Source organism: Parabacteroides provencensis (assembly GCF_900232875.1).
In the GTDB taxonomy this organism is placed as follows: Bacteria; Bacteroidota; Bacteroidia; order Bacteroidales; family Tannerellaceae; genus Parabacteroides; species Parabacteroides chinchillae.
The window spans coordinates 573,393-590,930 of the sequence record NZ_LT960488.1; the positions used below are offsets into that span (position 1 = coordinate 573,393).

Annotated in this window: 9 protein-coding genes; 2 read left to right on the plus strand and 7 right to left on the minus strand. The window is 41.6% G+C overall.

The window, feature by feature from the left end:
- Nucleotides 1–6: 6 nt before the first annotated feature.
- The 3 genes from rimM to CTY47_RS02520 are packed head-to-tail and all read right to left on the minus strand — an operon-like array spanning nucleotide 7 to nucleotide 2,444.
- A complete protein-coding gene (rimM, locus tag CTY47_RS02510; RefSeq protein WP_099463266.1) occupies nucleotides 7–528 on the minus strand; it encodes a ribosome maturation factor RimM in 522 nt (173 codons plus the stop codon).
- A gap of 12 nt (nucleotides 529–540) precedes the next feature.
- Nucleotides 541–1,845: a UDP-N-acetylglucosamine 1-carboxyvinyltransferase gene (murA, locus tag CTY47_RS02515; protein ID WP_099463267.1), complete on the minus strand. Its 1,305-nt coding sequence runs from the start codon at nucleotides 1,843–1,845 to the stop codon at nucleotides 541–543.
- Nucleotides 1,842–2,444: a DUF4290 domain-containing protein gene (locus CTY47_RS02520; RefSeq protein WP_099463268.1), complete on the minus strand. Its 603-nt coding sequence runs from the start codon at nucleotides 2,442–2,444 to the stop codon at nucleotides 1,842–1,844. Before CTY47_RS02520 ends, murA begins: the two co-directional genes overlap by 4 nt.
- A 165-nt stretch (nucleotides 2,445–2,609) precedes the next feature.
- Between CTY47_RS02520 and CTY47_RS02525 the strand changes: the two genes are divergently transcribed.
- The gene (locus CTY47_RS02525; RefSeq protein ID WP_099463269.1) at nucleotides 2,610–5,198 is read left to right on the plus strand and encodes a glycoside hydrolase family 2 protein; all 2,589 of its coding nucleotides are present in this window, start codon (nucleotides 2,610–2,612) and stop codon (nucleotides 5,196–5,198) included.
- A 99-nt stretch (nucleotides 5,199–5,297) separates the two neighbouring features.
- Here the strand turns inward: CTY47_RS02525 and CTY47_RS02530 are convergent, their stop codons facing one another.
- The 3 genes from CTY47_RS02530 to CTY47_RS02540 form a co-directional block, all read right to left on the minus strand.
- Nucleotides 5,298–6,506 (minus strand): DUF418 domain-containing protein, encoded by a 1,209-nt coding sequence (locus CTY47_RS02530; RefSeq protein WP_099463270.1) that lies wholly within the window; start codon nucleotides 6,504–6,506, stop codon nucleotides 5,298–5,300.
- Nucleotides 6,507–6,619: 113 nt separating this feature from the next.
- A complete protein-coding gene (locus tag CTY47_RS02535; protein ID WP_099463271.1) occupies nucleotides 6,620–8,434 on the minus strand; it encodes a glycoside hydrolase family 2 protein in 1,815 nt (604 codons plus the stop codon).
- Between the two features lie 154 nt (nucleotides 8,435–8,588).
- Entirely contained in the window at nucleotides 8,589–11,123 is a 2,535-nt protein-coding gene (locus CTY47_RS02540) for a glutaminase domain-containing protein (protein WP_099464048.1), read from the minus strand.
- A gap of 69 nt (nucleotides 11,124–11,192) precedes the next feature.
- Between CTY47_RS02540 and CTY47_RS02545 the strand changes: the two genes are divergently transcribed.
- Complete coding sequence (locus CTY47_RS02545; RefSeq protein ID WP_233202077.1) at nucleotides 11,193–15,227, plus strand: hybrid sensor histidine kinase/response regulator transcription factor; 4,035 nt, start codon at nucleotides 11,193–11,195, stop codon at nucleotides 15,225–15,227.
- Between the two features lie 291 nt (nucleotides 15,228–15,518).
- On the opposite strand, the gene CTY47_RS02550 is transcribed toward CTY47_RS02545, so the two are convergent.
- The gene (locus tag CTY47_RS02550) at nucleotides 15,519–17,537 is read right to left on the minus strand and encodes a beta-L-arabinofuranosidase domain-containing protein (protein WP_099463272.1); all 2,019 of its coding nucleotides are present in this window, start codon (nucleotides 17,535–17,537) and stop codon (nucleotides 15,519–15,521) included.
- Between the last annotated feature and the right edge of the window lies 1 nt (nucleotide 17,538).

Below are 17,538 nucleotides of genomic sequence, written 5' to 3' on the forward strand. Positions count from 1 at the left end.
TTCACTTTACAAATCCAACAAGCCCTCAGGAAGAGAAACAACGATGTGTTTATCCGCATGATTTATACTTGTTATCAATTCTTCCACAGCCGGGAAAAGAAGTTCTCTCCCTTTATAGTCCACTTTGAAAAGTACATTAACCGTACTTTCATCAACATCCGATATCTCCCCCAGTTCTCCCAGATGTTCATCTGCCACGGTATAACCGATAAAACTATCCCACGTCATATTTCCGGCCAGATCGTCATCGCCTACCGCATCCAACGGATAATAAACATCCCTGTTGACAAACTCCCGGGCAGCATCTTCATTGTCGACGCATTCCAACTTCAACAAAACCACATTATCACTTTTGTAGCGAAATTCCTCGATAAAGAAAGGAACCAGAATGCCGTCAATATCACAAACAATATAAGGATCGTCTGCATCATCAAAGACATCACTGTTTGTAACCAAGGCCAGTTCCCCTTTAATACCATGCGGTTTAGCAAACTGTCCTATCTTAAAAACCTCTTCTTCCCTTATCATGGCATGTTATCTTTAAAGCCGGGTAATCCGGGCACCTATGTTATTCAATCGTTTATCTATATTCTGATATCCACGGTCTATCTGGTCGATATTATGAATACGACTAGTTCCTTCCGCACTCATGGCAGCAATCAGCAATGCAATACCCGCGCGAATATCTGGAGATACCATTGTTGCAGCACGCAACTTAAAACGGTTTCCCAGCCCGATTACCGTCGCCCGGTGAGGATCGCATAATATAATTTGTGCTCCCATATCGATCAGTTTATCTACAAAAAACAAACGGCTCTCAAACATCTTCTGGTGGATAAGCACACTGCCTACCGCCTGCGTCGCCACAACAAGAAAAACACTCAGCAAGTCCGGCGTAAGGCCAGGCCAGGGAGCATCTGCAATTGTCATGATAGAACCATCTATAAATGTATCAATTTCATACGAATCATGTGTAGGAACATAAATATCATCACCCTGCTGTTCAACCTGAATACCTAAACGGCGAAAAGATTCGGGGATAATTCCTAATTTATCATATCCTGTATTTTTTATTGTAATGTCAGACCCTGTCATGGCAGCCATACCAATAAAACTGCCAACTTCAATCATATCGGGCAGTATGCGGTGTTCAGTTCCACCTAAAGACTCTACGCCCTCAACAGTCAACAGATTGGATCCAACCCCCGATATACGGGCTCCCATGCGGTTAAGCATAGCCGAAAGTTGCTGAAGATAGGGCTCGCAGGCTGCATTATAAATAGTGGTCACTCCTTCTGCCAGCACTGCTGCCATAAGGATATTTGCAGTTCCGGTTACAGAAGCTTCGTCCAGAAGCATATAAGCACCCTTCAAACGGCATGCCTCTATTTCGTACAATTGACGTTCGGCATCATAACTAAAGCAAGCCCCCAATTTCTGAATACCTACAAAATGCGTATCCAAACGACGACGGCCTATTTTATCGCCGCCCGGCTTCGGAATCATAGCCTTGCCAAAACGGGCAACCAGCGGACCAACAATCATAACCGAACCACGAAGAGAGGCGCTTTTACGCAAAAAGTCATCCGTCTTCAAATAATCCAGATCAATATCATCTGCCTGGAAAGTGTAAGTATCTGCACTTGGATGCTCCACTTTCACATTCATATCCCGTAAAAGTTGTATCAGGTTATTTACATCCAATATATCAGGAATGTTATGAATAGTCACCTTTTCCGAGGTAAGCAAGACTGCACAAATCACCTCCAAAGCCTCATTTTTAGCACCTTGGGGAGTAATTTCTCCGGATAGTTTATAGCCTCCTTCTATAACAAATGAGCTCATCGGCTTTTGCGCGTATAGTTTTTCTTACTATTATTAGAGTTACGAGCCAGAATATCACGGCTCTCTGTTAGTTTATGCACCTCTTCATCCAAAACAATCTCACCACTGGACAACTCATCGAGATCTTTAAAAATCTTACGATCATCAACTGATTCTTTATTCCAGGTAAGGAAAGATTTCTTCATCTGGTTTGCCAGCAATTTTATAAGCTGGTCACGCTCTACTCCATTCTCAAATTCAGTCGCTTTGCGAATCATCAGTTCCAATGTCTTTCCGTAATGACGGTAGCGAATACGTGAATTGCCATACGGAATACGTGGAGGACGTGAATAAAGATTTTCCTTCTTCACGATTTCATACGGATAATCAATATCCAGCTTAAAATCGGCCATAATTGCCAGATGATCCCAAAGAATATGCTTAAAGTCATTTACATCACGTAGGTGCGGGAACATATTTCCCATAATATTTATAATCGTATTAGCGCAACGTTTACGTTCTTCCCTATCCTGAATAGAGACACAGTAGTCCACCATATTTTGGATATTACGTCCATATTCCGGCAACGCCAATCTCTTTTCTTCTGTATTGTATTTCATTCCTTCAATATTGTTTAGTTTGCAAATTTACACATTATAATTGACTTATAAGGAAGAGCGCTAATAAAAAACTTCTTAATAACTCTTTAACTATTTGTTTTTTAAATTAGAAAATATACCTTCGTCATTCATTTCATTTACCGAACATTATAGACCACGCACATAATGAAAAAACCGAATGTAATACTCATGTTGCTCTGTGCAACAGTACTATCTGTACAAGCCCAGAAGTCAATGGATGAGATAGACAGGGAAAGCTTCAATGCACAGTATAAACCTTTTCAAAAAGCAGGTATATCTGTCACCCTCAAGCCTCAGGCAATTATACACAGCCAGCCCACAAAAGACCTGATGCTTAACGGTAACTGGCAATTAGCAAAAGGCGGTAATGAAAAAGAAAGGCTGGGAGGAAACTGGTCCGATGCCATCACAGCCTCAGTACCGGGCAGTGTGCATGGAAGCCTATGGAAAGCGGGGATAATACCGGATCCTTACCTCAGGCAAAATGATTCTATTGCCACACGACAAAGCTATGAAGCGGCCTGGTGGTATAAAAAAGAATTTTCCATCACGGATAAACTAAATGCTCCCCGTCTGATATTCGACGGCATTGCAAATAAATGTACGGTCTGGCTGAATGGAGTAAAATTAGGCAATCACGAAGGTATGTTTGGTGGTCCATTCTTTGATGTCAATAAGTTATTAAAAGAAAAAAACACGCTTATCGTCAAACTGGAGCCTATCCCCCGCATATTTGAAGAGAACGACAGTACGCTATCTAACACAAGCTGGAGAAACACCGTCGTATTTAACTGTGTATACGGATGGCATTACTCGCGAATTCCGTCTTTAGGGATATGGCGCCCTGTCTATATAAAGAACCATGCCAGTGTAGAAATAGAGCATCCTTTTATTGCCACCCGTAGCCTGGATGGAGACATGTCACTTCAGCTAACTCTCAGAAGTGCATCAGATAAGCCCAAAGGTACTTTAAAAGTTTCCGTTCTTCCTGACAATTTTGAAGGAGAAGAAACATCCTTTGACTACAAAATAGCTTCGTCCCGAAAAGAAGAAACAGTTTGTTTTGATTTTAAGATCAAGAATCCCCGCCTATGGTGGCCCAACGGAAAAGGAGATCCTAATCTTTATAAATTAAAAATATCTTTCGTACCCGACAACCAGGGGACTGCAGATTATGCTGAGACTTCTTTCGGTATCCGGACAATCAAAATGGCTCCATCCCCCGAGGGCGTATCACCGGACAGATACAACTGGACTTTCGTCATCAACGATAAACCTATGTTTGTAAAAGGTACCGGATGGTGTACCATGGACCAACTTATGGACTTCCCCAGAGAAAAATACGATCACCTGCTTTCTATTGCCAAACAGCAAAATATACAGATGCTTCGAGCCTGGGGCGGTGGTATTCCCGAAACAGACGATTTTTATGACCTGTGCAACAGATACGGAATCATGATAATCCAAGAATGGCCAACAGCTTGGGACAGTCACCTCACCCAACCATACAATGTACTGAAAGAAACTGTCGAACTAAACACTTTACGCATTCGCAACAATCCTTGTCTTGTTATGTACGGCGGAGGGAACGAATCGCCGGCACCATTCGGAGAAGCAATAGACATGATTGGAAGAACAAGTATAGAACTTGACGGCACACGGCCTTTCCACCGGGGAGAACCCTGGGGAGGAAGTACACACAATTATTATTGTTGGTGGGAAAGGGCACACCTGAACCATGCCTTGAACATGACATCGCCCTTCTGGGGTGAATTTGGTATTGCCTCTCTACCTCAAAAAGAAAGTGTAATGAAATATCTTTCCGATTCGGAAAAGAACGTATGGCCTCTCGGACAAAAGAGCGATTTTGTCCACCATACCCCTATTTTCGGTATAGCAAGCGATTTACAGAGACTAGCCCAGTATTCCGGCTATCTGATGCCCGATAACACAATAGATCATTTCATTACCGGCTCGCAGCTCGCCCAAGTAGTTGCTGTCCGTCATACATTAGAACGAGCCCGTACACGTTGGCCTGAATCGTCAGGCGCTTTATATTATAAACTAAACGATAATTACCCTGCCGCCTCATGGGCTGCTGTAGACTGGTTCGGAGCGATTAAACCGATTCATTATTTTGTGCAGAATTCTTTTGCACCTTTGGCTTCTGTTATTCTGTTTAATCAAACAAATATGTCCAGCCAAGCTGTATCCCTCCCTGTATTTCTGTTAGACGACAATCTCGATTTAAAAGGAAAAAGCTGGGAAATAAACATATCCTGTTATAATCATACACTGGCATTGATTAAACAAGAGTCATTCCAAGGAAAGGATAATCAAAAAGAAGTCAATCAATTAGGATCACTCAACCTGGATACGGATCAAACCCGTTCGCCTGCCCTGTTATTCGTTTCCGAAGTCAGGTCAGAAGACAAACTGCTGTTTCGCACCTTTTACTTTATGAACTTTGAAGTACAAAAAGGCAGCCTGTTCAATCTTCCCCGCACAACTCTTGCTACCGAACGTTCAGGTAACCGGATAACAATAACTAACACTGGTAAACTTCCGGCTGTAGGCGTAAATATCCAATGTCCGGAAAATGAATACCGTTTGATTGTTTCGGAAAACTTCTTCTGGTTAAATCCGGGAGAATCGAAAACGGTAGATGTAAACCTGTCCAAAGAAATAAAAACAGATTGTTGGAATCTGGAAGGTAATCCATTCATTAATTAAAATCGTAAAATGAGAATAAAAAAAGATCCCGATGATTTTGAAAAACCATCGGGATCTTTTTTATAAATGCCCGGGATGATCCGGTAAAAACAGTTTATGCTATTTCCGACGCAACGGTACAGGGCGGAGCCAGGTAAGTACTCTCCAAATCCATTCTATCGGACCATAATAAAAATGCTTAATCCACCAGTTACTATAAAATACCTGTACCATACAAAAAACAATCCCAACAAGAGCACTTTGCAAATAGTTCAATTCCACAGCACCATTCAAGCCAAAACCATAAAATATAACGACTCCAACCATACTTTGCGCCATATAGTTTGTCACACTCATACGGCCAACAGGAGCTATATAATCCAGCACTTTACGACCTCCATATTGGTAATATATTAAAGTAAGCCCGCAAAAATAAATCATCATCTGCCCCAGGTTTCCATATGTTTTAAACATCGTTTTTCCAACCTGCAAAGCAAAGCCGTCTACTCCCATTTTCTGTAAAGAATAAGCAATCGTGTAAAACATGGCAAACCATACAACAGCATAAGGAAGCAATAAACGACTATATTTAATCATCTTTTCTTCACTCTTATGGATTCCTGCACGGCCAATGAGCATACCTACAATAAATAGTCCGAGCAACTGTAAATAACGGAAGTTATTAAAGACCCACAGGATTTTGGCATATTGACCTTTCCAAAGATTGAAGTCTATCACATCACATAATGATCCGTCAATGAAAATACCGGCACAAACCTCATACAAATGATTCATATACGCAACAGCATGAGTTGGTTCATTCGGCACATTGTTTTCAAGTAGGGAAACAAAACTAACAATAGCCGGAATCTGCAAAAACAGCAATACCGCCAATACAATCAGCCAACGTGTCGGAACCTTATAAAGCGGAATAAGCAAAACGCCCAATATGGCATAAACTGCAAAAAATTCCCCGAGATAGATAAGGCCGTTAATATATCCGAAAACAAGCAATAATGCCAAGCGCCACAAAAAGCGTCCTCTGAAATCAACTCCTTTCGATGCCTGAGAGTCCATCTGCATAAAGAAACTCAGTCCGAACAAAAGGGAAAACATGGCATACGACTTTCCCGAAAAAAGGAAATTAAGAGCATCAAACACAAACGTATCCGCCTGCTGCCAGAATGGATTTTCTACAACCGGAACCAACGTCAGATCAAAACGCTCCATACAATGAAGCAACATAATTCCCATAAGGGCAAAACCGCGCAGTGCATCAATTGAAGTGATCCGTTTGACAGGTATCACAGGAGATGATATATGAGTCATTTCATTATTTATGTGAATCAGTAGTAAAAGTAGTCAAATAGAAAAACTCTTAACTACTTAACTTCTAACGAGTGAAACGAGAGATAACTACTTTAACTACTGATTCGCATTATTTACTTGGACAGAGAATTAATAACAGCTTCATTAGCTTTCTTCACGGCAGCTTCATTAATCTTAATAACCTTACGGTCATAAGTCATCAAACCGTTCACTTCGCCTTCCACATCTGTTGTTTGTGTATATACAGCAGCAGAGAATCCTCTCGGAACCAAATTTTTCAATTGATCTGCATATTTTACATATTCGGCAGTTACTTCGTCACTGTTCTTAAACTGTACATAACCCCAGTTACGTTTATTCCACCATAAATGATTTTCTATCGGAAGGCCGATTCCACCGTATTCGCCTAACACAGTCACACGTTGCGGATCGAACAGGAACATATCGGGTGCAGGATAGTTATGCAAATCCAGTATATCACCACAAGGACGATGGTTGCCGCCACTTGCCGGATTCACCAAACGGGAAGGATCGTAAGATTTAGTCCAGTCAACCACTTTTTCAGTATCGAACTGTCCCCATGCCTCATTGAAAGGCACCCATACAACTACAGATGGATTAGACATACAGAGATCCATGATTTCTTTCCACTCCTGATAATAATTGTCTTTCGATTCGGTGGTACGTTCATGGTCTTTCCCACCATTATACACATGATGTTCCCACATATAAGAGCCATGATCACCGCTAGGCATATCCTGCCAAACCAAGATACCTTCCTTATCACAATGGTAATACCAACGTGCAGGTTCTACCTTTACGTGCTTCCGGATCATATTAAAGCCCCAGTCTTTTGTTTTGATAATATCATAAAGAAGAGCTTCATCCGTAGGAGCCGTATATAAACCATCAGGCCACCAACCCTGATCCAACGGACCAAAATGGAATAAATCTTCATTATTCAGCTGCATACGCATGATGCCGTTTGCATCTCTCTTTGCAGAGATTTTACGGAAGGCGGTATAAGATTTTACTTCGTCTATCACTTTACCGTTCTTAGACAAAGAAACTTTCATATCATACAAATATGGATTCGCAGGACTCCACAAAGTAGGATTCTGCACTGTTAAACGCAATTCTTTTCCTTGCACACCTTTAGCTGTAGCAACTACATTTCCTTTATCCATCAATTTAACTTCCACAATACCGGCCGGACACTCTACAGAAGTAGCAACCGTTACAGACATAGTCTTCGTATCAATATTCGGAATAGCCTTGATCGACTGGATATGATTTGTTGCAACCGGTTCCAACCATACGGTTTGCCAGATACCGGTTACCGGAGTATACCAGATACTTTCGGGGTTTGACACTTGTTTGCCGCGAGGCTGGTAACCTTTATCGCTCGGGTCCCAAACGCGAACCACCAGTTTCTGATTGCTTGTGCCATTCAGGTAAGGAGTAATATTGAAAGAAAACGGAGTAAATCCTCCTTTATGTGAACCTATCAAAATATCATTTACATAAACATCGGCTTTCCAATCCACTGCCCCGAAGTTTATCATCACGTCTTTATTCTTCCAGGAAGAAGGAACTGTAAACGAACGTTTATACCATAATTCATTATTTTCACCGACCTCTTTCTGCACACCGGACAAGGAAGACTCCACTGCAAACGGTACTAATATTTTTCCATCAAATAAAGCAGGCTCCACTTCACCTTTTGGTTTTATAGCATAATCCCATTCGCCATTCAAGTTCACCCAATCGGCCCGTTCCATTTGAGGACGCGGATACTCGGGCAGCACATTTTTCGGATTGATTTGCTCCGCCCATTGTGTCTTGATTTTATCACCTACTGGTTTCCATTGTGCTTGTACGCACATTGCCAAAACCAAGGCACAGCCAATTAATACATTCTTTCTCATGCTAATTCAGATTTATAAGTTAGTAATTAAAAATTTCATTTTAAATAAACTTCCAGTTCCCGACCTTCTCAGGCGGGGAACGGAAGAATCCATCAATAATGTAAATCAAATTAATCGTATGTACCCAATTTTGGCGTTTTCCACTTGGGTATTTTTACATTGAAGAAATATCTTTAGCCATTGCTTGCTCCAACATCTTCATAAAATAACCACCCACTACCGAACGGGCACGGAAACCAACCGAATTACCGTCCGTTGTCTCATGCCAGTCACTCAAAGGCATACGGGTTGTTGTTTCATTCGCATATTTATATACCGGATCAACCAGGCTGTTAAAATCATCCATGTTATTGGTAAGACAAGCTGTCCAAAGAATCCAGTCGGACTTGGTATATGTCTTACGGATATCCAGAGGCAGGCCATATTTATTCTGTTTTGTCAGATAATAAGCCATTTCCTCTGTTGCAATTTCTTCAGGAAAGACATGCAAGCCCAGCAATTTATCCCACACCAAATTATACTTTTGGCTCCAGGTTCCGGGCTGATCAAACGTGAGACGGTAATGGTCTCCATCGTCCGCCATGTTTACCCATTTTTTCGCCATCTCCCTGGCTGCATTGGTGTACTTATCGGCCACCTCTTTTTCGCCCAGCATTTCAGCCAGTTTACCATAGCCGGCTATACCAATGATAGCTTTGATCGACAGGTTAGTATTATGGGCAAAGTGTCCTGCAAAGTCGTCAGTGCATAATTGGTTTTCGGGGTCCAAGCCTTCTTTCATCAAATAGTTAGCCCAAACCGTCAGCACATCCCAATGTTTTTTTGCATAGCCGGCATTTCCTTCACGTACAGCAATAGCTGTAGTTAATATCAACATATTGCCACTTTCCTCAACAGGCATATCCCCTCCGTAAGTTTGCCCGTTAGCCAACGGATAAGTTCCAACATCATGGGCTGCAAAAGGCTTGTTCCATTTTCCGCTTTCGCTGTAATAGAAAATCGGATTCATCATACCTTTCAATAATTCAGGATTATAAAGTAAGAACAAAGGAGCAGAAGGATAAGTAATATCCACAGTGCCTATAGAACCATTGCTGAAGTTTTCTTTAGAGAAAAACAACAGATTGCCTTCCTTATCCTGTATCAGTTTATGGGCTGCTATAGCCTGACGGTAAGCCAATGCACACAAATCGGCATATTTTTTCCCTCCGGCATTTTCTGCATCATTCATCATACGGGTATCAAACCCGGCACAACGTTTCATGACAGAAGCATAGTCTTTGCCTGCTTTTTCAAAAGCATTATAAATATTCACCTGGCCGTCATGTTTCCAATATGCCATGCGATTATCCTTAAAATACTGGATAGCATACCCGTCATCATATCCTAGCATAACATATCCGCCGACCGGAGAAACAACATGTCCCAGATTCCGGTTAAAAGCTAAAACATTCATATCTTCAGATTCCGGAGCCATATCAGGATTGAACGTGTTGGCCGATAATTCACCAACTTTAATAAAATCACTCTTCATCTTATGATAATCGCCTATGGCAAGGGATGTATTTTCAGCATCATTTGCAGCCATATAGAAATATCCCCAGTCTATACGCACATCATCCCCTTTCTTTGCCAATACGGGTTGTTCTATCGTACCGGTTTTCAAATAAGTGATACCGTCCCGTTCCTCCCTTTCATACGAAACGGGCTGTCCTTCATTGTCTACTGCCCAATGGGGCGTTGCTTCAACATATAACTGTACGTCATGTTCCTTTCCGTCTAAAGATTGTACTTGATAAGAGATATAATTGACCGGAGTAGTCATCAGATCCAAATCGTTCAATAATAACGGAGAAGTAAAGATCATATCCAGTTGAACAGGACCACATTCAAATGTATAATACGTTTGAGTAGGCAATACGTTGGCAGACGTTTGCCTGGCCACTAAATCAAAACTACTGCCTCTATCTTCTTTCCTATATAAACCGAAATCCACGTAAGCACCGCCAACTGTATTATGACAATGTGCTGTTATTATATTTTTTCCCGGTTTCAGCGTTGCTTTCACTTCGGCCGGAAGTTCTATTATCACGTTGTTTTTCCATGTATTTCCGGTATTCACAACTTCTATCCCATTCACATAAAGTTCAAAAACATCATCATGAGAATATTCAAGGAAGATTGTCTGTCCGTTATAATCATCTTCCGGTAAATCAAAAGTTCTTCTAATCCAAATATCAGGGCTTATCCAGGAAGTAGAGAGGTTAGGCATTTCAGATGTTCCGAAGGCTGCTTTTCCTTTTGTCCATGATGCATCATTAAAATCCATCGACAACCAGCCAGAAGCAGGTTCTCTTTCAGTATAAGCAGCATCCCATTTTTCTCTGGCAGCTGTAGGCAATATAGCCTTTAAAGCCATATCCTCTTTGCCCATAAAACGATAAGCCTTGCCATCCACACGAACTGCCCCTATTAAAGGATGCTTCTTCCCTGTCCAGTGACGTACACAATCATCATACAAATGATCCGAAAAAGACCAGGCACTGGTATAAGGGTCTATTGTAATCAGTGGATATGCCGGAGCCCGCAGATCGTTTTTCTTTTCAGGTTGAAAAGAAACTCCCGGGCCCGAACAACTGCTAAACAACAGTCCAACCAAAAATAAAAACAAATAAAAATGCTTTTTCATGATATATATATAATACACAACTTAAATTCATCTCTGTTTTTCCGATAGCAAAAGAACAGTTTTAACAAGATGAATGCTTTCAGAAATCATTCAAAAGCTTTCAAACATCATTCATTTGTAGTAGATTTGCCCCTGAAAAGCACTTATTTTCCAATATTTATGAAATCTTTCATCCTTGTTGTTATAAATATGATTTGTATTCTGTATTGCCAAAGCAGTACGGCCCGCGAACTCTATTTCAAGCATTATAATAACAAACACGGATTGTCGCACAACTCTGTTTTTTGCTCTTTGCAAGACCAAAAAGGATTCATGTGGTTCGGAACAGACGACGGCTTAAACCGCTTTGACGGATATACATTTAAAATTTACAGATATAATTCGTGGGAAGAATCCAGCATTCCGGGCGATCATATTATTTCTTTATCCGAAGGAACAGACGGGAAAATATGGGTCTGCACAAACCAGGGTACCTGTTACTACGATTATCATACAAACTCATTTCATCCCCTGACCTTCCCCGGTAGGAACAACCAAACCGAATACTTTCAATCCGTGCTGGAAGACAAGCGAAGCAATTTGTGGTGCATGGAATACAATTATATTGTAAAATATTCTCCAACCGAAAAATCCATACAAGTTTATCCCGCTGAAAAATATTTTCACCCTAACAATATGATTCTGTCGGAAGACGGCTATCCTATCTTTTGTGACGACAGCAACATATATTCATACAGGAACGAAACCAACAGTTTTGATATGACCCCGATTCTGGAAGAAGAAGAAAAGAACCAGCAGATTCATCTTTCCGTCATCTGCCAGATTCCTGAAACCGGCATTTTAATAGGAACAGACAAAGCCGGACTTATGCTATTTCATTACCAAACGCAAAAGATCGAAACAATTATTCCCAAAATACAAGTCAGAGCCATTACCGCATTCAATAAAAACACCTTCTGGATTGCATCCGAATCGGGGATATACATTTATAACATAATAGATAAAAAAATACAACATCTGCAGAAATCGCTTACTAACGAATACACAATTGCCGATAACGCTGTTTATGCATTAACAAAAGACAATGAAGGAGGCATGTGGGTAGGCACATTCTTCGGAGGAATAAATTACCTTCCTAAAGAATACACAGGGTTCCGGTATTTCATCGGAGGGAAAACACATCCGGGTATGCTGGGAAATGCTGTTCGCGAAATATGCCCTGACAAATACGGCCATTTATGGGTAGGCACAGAAGATAACGGTATCAATCGCTATGATCTGCAAACCAACGAGATGGTTAATTTTTCCCTAAACAACCCCAATCACCCTTTATCGGCAACAAACATTCACGGTCTGCTGGCAGATGAGAATAAACTATGGGTTGGTACGTTCAATAACGGAATAGACGTACTGGACATTCCGTCGGGCAAAATAATAAAACGTTACACCCGTTCAAATACACAAAAAGGGTTAATAAGCGATTTTGTCCTTTGTTTCCATAAACTGGACAACGGGAACATGCTCATAGGAACTTCTTCCGGTACGGTTTTCTACAATAAATCGACAGACAGTTTCCAGCCGTGGAAAAATATCAGATCATTAGTCCGCCAGATATATGAAGATAAAAAAAGGACGATCTGGATCATTACAAACGACGGCGTATACCGATATCTTCCCAAAGAAGACAAGGTTGTTCGTTATACATCCGATTTATCCAAATCCCAGGGATTAGGCAGCAATAACGGAAACTCAGTTTATGAAGACAGCAGAGGCAGGATATGGATAACCACAAGCAACGGTTTCTCACGCTATGACGACCAAACCGATTCGTTCAACCGGATCACTTCCGAAAACGGTCTGCCCAGCAACATTATCTATCGCATAGTTGAAGACGACGAACATTTCTTCTGGATTTCAACGGCCAACGGGTTAGTAAAATTTGACCCCGAAACATTTGTAATGCGTACTTATACCTATACGGACGGTTTACAGGAAATGCAGTTTAATTTCAGCTCCTCTTTCAAAGCTCCGGACGGAACAATCTATATGGGAACAATTGACGGTATGCTGGCCTTCAACCCGAAGCATTTCAGGGCAGATACTTATACCCCTCCCATTTACATTACGAATATCAACATTCCAGGTGATCAAAAGCGGAAATACAAGGCTAAAATGTCTCCGATTGAAAGCACTTACCAATTAAAACTGCCATACAACATATCTACATTTACGGTTTCATATATAGCTTTGAGCTTTACTTCTCCGGAAGCAATCGAATATGCCTATAAACTGGAAGGTGTAGACAAAGACTGGATATATATGAATCAAAACAAAGAGGTTACTTTTGCAAATCTTTCTCCCGGCAGCTATCTGTTCAAAGTAAAATCGACCAACAGCGGCAGTGTGTGGCAAGAAAACGAACAGACACTGCAAATAATCATAACCCCTCCTTTCTGGGCAACCGGCTGGGCTATGCTGTTATATTTTATTTTAATAATTGCCTGTATAGCTATCTTTTATTATTATAAAAAAGCGAAGTTGATAGAAAAACACCGCATCAACCAAGAAATATTCGAAAGCAAAAAAGAAAAAGAACTTTACAATGCCAAAATACAATTTTTCACCTTTATCACACATGAAATACGTACCCCGCTGACTCTTATAAAAGCACCGCTGGAAAAGATATTAAAATCCAACGACGGAAACGCCTCTACCAAAGCAAACCTCGAAATCATCGAAAAGAATACCCAGCGCTTACTTAATCTCAGCAACCAATTGCTTGATTTCCGGAAAACCGAAAGTAAAGGTTTCCGTCTCAATTACGTGAAAACGGATGTAAAACTTTGGATTGAAAACATTTTGCAACCTTTCATGCCCATACTTGAGAAGGAGGAAAAAAAGTTCACCACCCATATTCCTGAGGAATATATCGCTGCTTATATCGACCGCGAAGCTTTCTCTAAAATCATCAGTAATCTGATTGCGAATGCCATCAAATACTCCGATAAAACGGTTTGCCTGACCCTGACAACTGATAACGAAAAGAAAACTTTTACCGTCTCTGTCACCAACGATGGCTTCCTTATTCCTGAAGAAGAAAAAGAAAATATCTTTACACCTTTCTATCGTCTGAAAGAAACAGAAAACAAACAAGGAAGCGGTATAGGTTTGTCTTTGGCACGCTCGCTGGCCGAATTTCACAGCGGCAATTTGACTTACAGGCACACAACCGATGGCCTGAACTTGTTCTGCCTCACACTACCCACGGAACAAGCAGACGGCTACACAATGGTGGCCGACGAAACCCCTGAAACCTATCCAAGTGAAACGATTTCCATTCCGCAAGCCGGCAAACCTGTTGTCCTGATCGTGGAAGACCAAGCCGATATGCGTAAGTTTATTGCACAAGAACTTTCTACCAACTATCAGGTACTGGAAGCTGATAATGGGAAATCCGCACTCGGCCAACTGAAAGAAAATAATGTAAACCTGATCATAAGCGATGTCATGATGCCGGTAATGGATGGCTTTGAACTATGTAATACGGTAAAAAACGACGTAGACTACAGCCATATCCCGTTTATACTTTTAACAGCACAACATAACCTCCAATCCCGTCTGGAAGGTTTAAACAAAGGTGCAGACGCTTATATGGAGAAACCATTCTCCATCGAATTACTGATTGCACAGATACAAAACCTATTAAAAAGCCGGGAAATACTAAATAAAACGTACCTGGAAAAGCCTCTGGCGCCGGCCTCATCATTGGCCGTATCACCCGTAGACGATATTTTCTTAAGCAAATTCAACGCTTACCTGGATGAACACATCACTGATGAAGCCTTGAATGTGGAAATGCTGGCTGCCGAAATGGGTATGAGTACCTCCAGTTTATACCGAAAGGTAAAAGGGCTTTCCGGAATGTCGCCGGTAGACTTTATAAAGATTTCACGTCTGAAAAAAGCAGTCCTACTGATGCAAAACGGAGAAACCCGGATGAACGAAATAGCCTTTCAGGTAGGCTTTTCCTCACCTGCTTACTTCTCAACCTGTTTCCAGAAACAATACGGCAAATCGCCGTCGGAATTTATAAAATCCAGGTAATAAAATCTGAAACTCAGGCAGGAAAGGATGCGTATACCTACAAAAGTATTACCGGAGCTCCGGCGAAAGCTCCGTACCCCTACAAAACCATTACCGGAGTAGCTGCGGCCATTTTGTAGGCCTACAAAACCATTACAGACGCCCCGGCAACCATTTCGTACCCCTACAAAACCTTCGCCGGAGCTCCGGTGATACCTTCGTAGGCCTACAGAGGCTTTACAGACCGGATTTCTCAATTTTCAACCTAATATTAACTCGTTAAATTCAAAGTTATCGTAGCAGATACCAAGATTACTTTTCCGACGTAGGAAATGAAGTTATTCTAAGGCGTGCCGCTCCCATAGGGATAAGGGTTATATCGTCAACCGTATCAGACTTTTTCGCATTTTCATAAGGCAAAACACCACAAAGGCCATATTCGTCTACCTTCCATCCGGGTACAAGACGTCCTTTAGCTTTAAATTCCATAGGTACTTTATCAAAAGTAAACGGATTACCGTCTTCCGGCCAATCTTTACGTAGCAACGTGATCGGCGAGTTCGTTAAGAGCGCATAATTCCAGTTACTTCCCGGATAAATCTCATAAGTAGGCCAAGCCTCTGCATCTGCCCCTTCCTGCCATCTGGAGTCGCCTATTGCCGTAGCACGGCTATCCAGTTTTTTATAATCTTCGTCTATCTTCAATGACAATGTAAGCGGGCCGTAATTCACACTGACACTATTTTTATTAACCTGCCAGTTACGTACGGAGTAATCCATCGGGATATTCAGTATTACTTCATCGTTTGCATTCCATTCACGATTGATCCGGATATACTTTCCTGCACTCAAGCCGGCATTTACAGGTTTACCATTCACCAAAACGGAAGCATTTTTACACCAGGACGGAATACGCAAATAAAGAGGAAATGTTACCGCCTCCGGTGTTTCTATTGAGAAACGGACGGTTTCCTCAAACGGATAATTAGTTTGTTCATGCAGGGTAATTTCCGTTCCGTCACCCACTTTTATTTTGGCACGGCATGCATTATAAAGTACGGCAGCAATACCATTATCAGGAGTAGCCAGAACCAAATGCTCTGTATAATAAGGCCAGCCAAAACCGTGATTATGTTGGCAACAACGGCTACTGAACGGATTCATAGCCAGGAACGGGCCACGGTTATCAATACCCGGATGATGGTTTTTGGAATCACTTATCACATGATTAGGGCAGGTTATATAGCGCAATGATTTATAATCGGGCATCATAGAAGCAGGATAACTGTTGAATGCAACATCTTCACAGTTTTCAGCCCAATACGGATCGCCGGTAATCAGAAGCATAATTTCATCTGAAGCCATCTGTTCTACAAAACCGCAAGTCTCCGTTCCTTGTCTAGGGTCAAAGAAACCTGTCCGCGCATTCTCGTCTGCTCCGAACATACCCCCCGGCACCTGGCCGAAAGCCCGGCGTATCAAACTCTGCACATTATAACTAGCCTCCAACATAGCCGAATCTTTATTAAACAAGAAGTAAGTTGCTGGTTCGCGGAAACACTGGGCAATGTTCACATTATGCCAGTTGGGCAACTCGGTGGATTTAGTCCAGTCGGCTGTATTTTTATGTAACTTTTCTGCCAGAGCCAACAGTTTTTTGTCTCCGGTACGGTTATAAAGCCATACTACACTCCACAGATTATCCCCGCCACGGCTGTTCTCCCAGTAACTATACAGAAAATCTTCGTCCGGAACAGTCAGCAAATAATTACAATAGTTGGACATAAAATCAATAATCCGTTGATCACCGGAATATTCATAATATGATTGCACAATCCACAGAACGATCATATTCGGCCAAAAATCCTGTTTGCCATCATTCTGATGAACCGGACCAAAATTACCGTCTGCCCGCTGGCTTTTCAGTATACCTTCAATCCAAAACTTTGTTTCTTTCAGCATTGCTTCATCCTTCATAATATAAGAAAGATTGCTGTAACCACGCAACCAGTAGGGAACTTCCTCCCATCCCCACTGCCCTCCGTTTGTCAACCAGGCATTATCGCCTTTTTGCAGCCAGGCACTGATTTCCCCCAAATGTCCGTTCAAGCCATCTTTTTGTAATTCGAGCTGTTTCAGGAGCCATCCTTCCGGTTCAATACTGCCTACCGGTAATTTAATAAACTGTTGAGGTTGTAAAGGAGCTTTGTTACTCACATAGAACTCGTTCTGAGTAGTTGTCGCCAATCTGTCCATAACTTCCACCGTAGTACTGTCAGTAATGGAGCAGGCAGACAAAACAACGGACATAAACACTAATGTCTTCTTCATG

Excerpts from the sequence above, each read along its gene's own strand:
- rimM (WP_099463266.1), bottom strand. The coding sequence starts at position 528 with ATGATAAGGGAAGAAGAGGTTTTTAAGATAGGACAGTTTGCTAAACCG.
- murA (WP_099463267.1), bottom strand. The coding sequence starts at position 1,845 with ATGAGCTCATTTGTTATAGAAGGAGGCTATAAACTATCCGGAGAAATT.
- CTY47_RS02520 (WP_099463268.1), bottom strand. The coding sequence starts at position 2,444 with ATGAAATACAATACAGAAGAAAAGAGATTGGCGTTGCCGGAATATGGA.
- CTY47_RS02525 (WP_099463269.1), top strand. The coding sequence starts at position 2,610 with ATGAAAAAACCGAATGTAATACTCATGTTGCTCTGTGCAACAGTACTA.
- CTY47_RS02530 (WP_099463270.1), bottom strand. The coding sequence starts at position 6,506 with ATGACTCATATATCATCTCCTGTGATACCTGTCAAACGGATCACTTCA.
- CTY47_RS02535 (WP_099463271.1), bottom strand. The coding sequence starts at position 8,434 with ATGAGAAAGAATGTATTAATTGGCTGTGCCTTGGTTTTGGCAATGTGC.
- CTY47_RS02540 (WP_099464048.1), bottom strand. The coding sequence starts at position 11,123 with ATGAAAAAGCATTTTTATTTGTTTTTATTTTTGGTTGGACTGTTGTTT.
- CTY47_RS02545 (WP_233202077.1), top strand. The coding sequence starts at position 11,193 with ATGAATGCTTTCAGAAATCATTCAAAAGCTTTCAAACATCATTCATTT.
- CTY47_RS02550 (WP_099463272.1), bottom strand. The coding sequence starts at position 17,537 with ATGAAGAAGACATTAGTGTTTATGTCCGTTGTTTTGTCTGCCTGCTCC.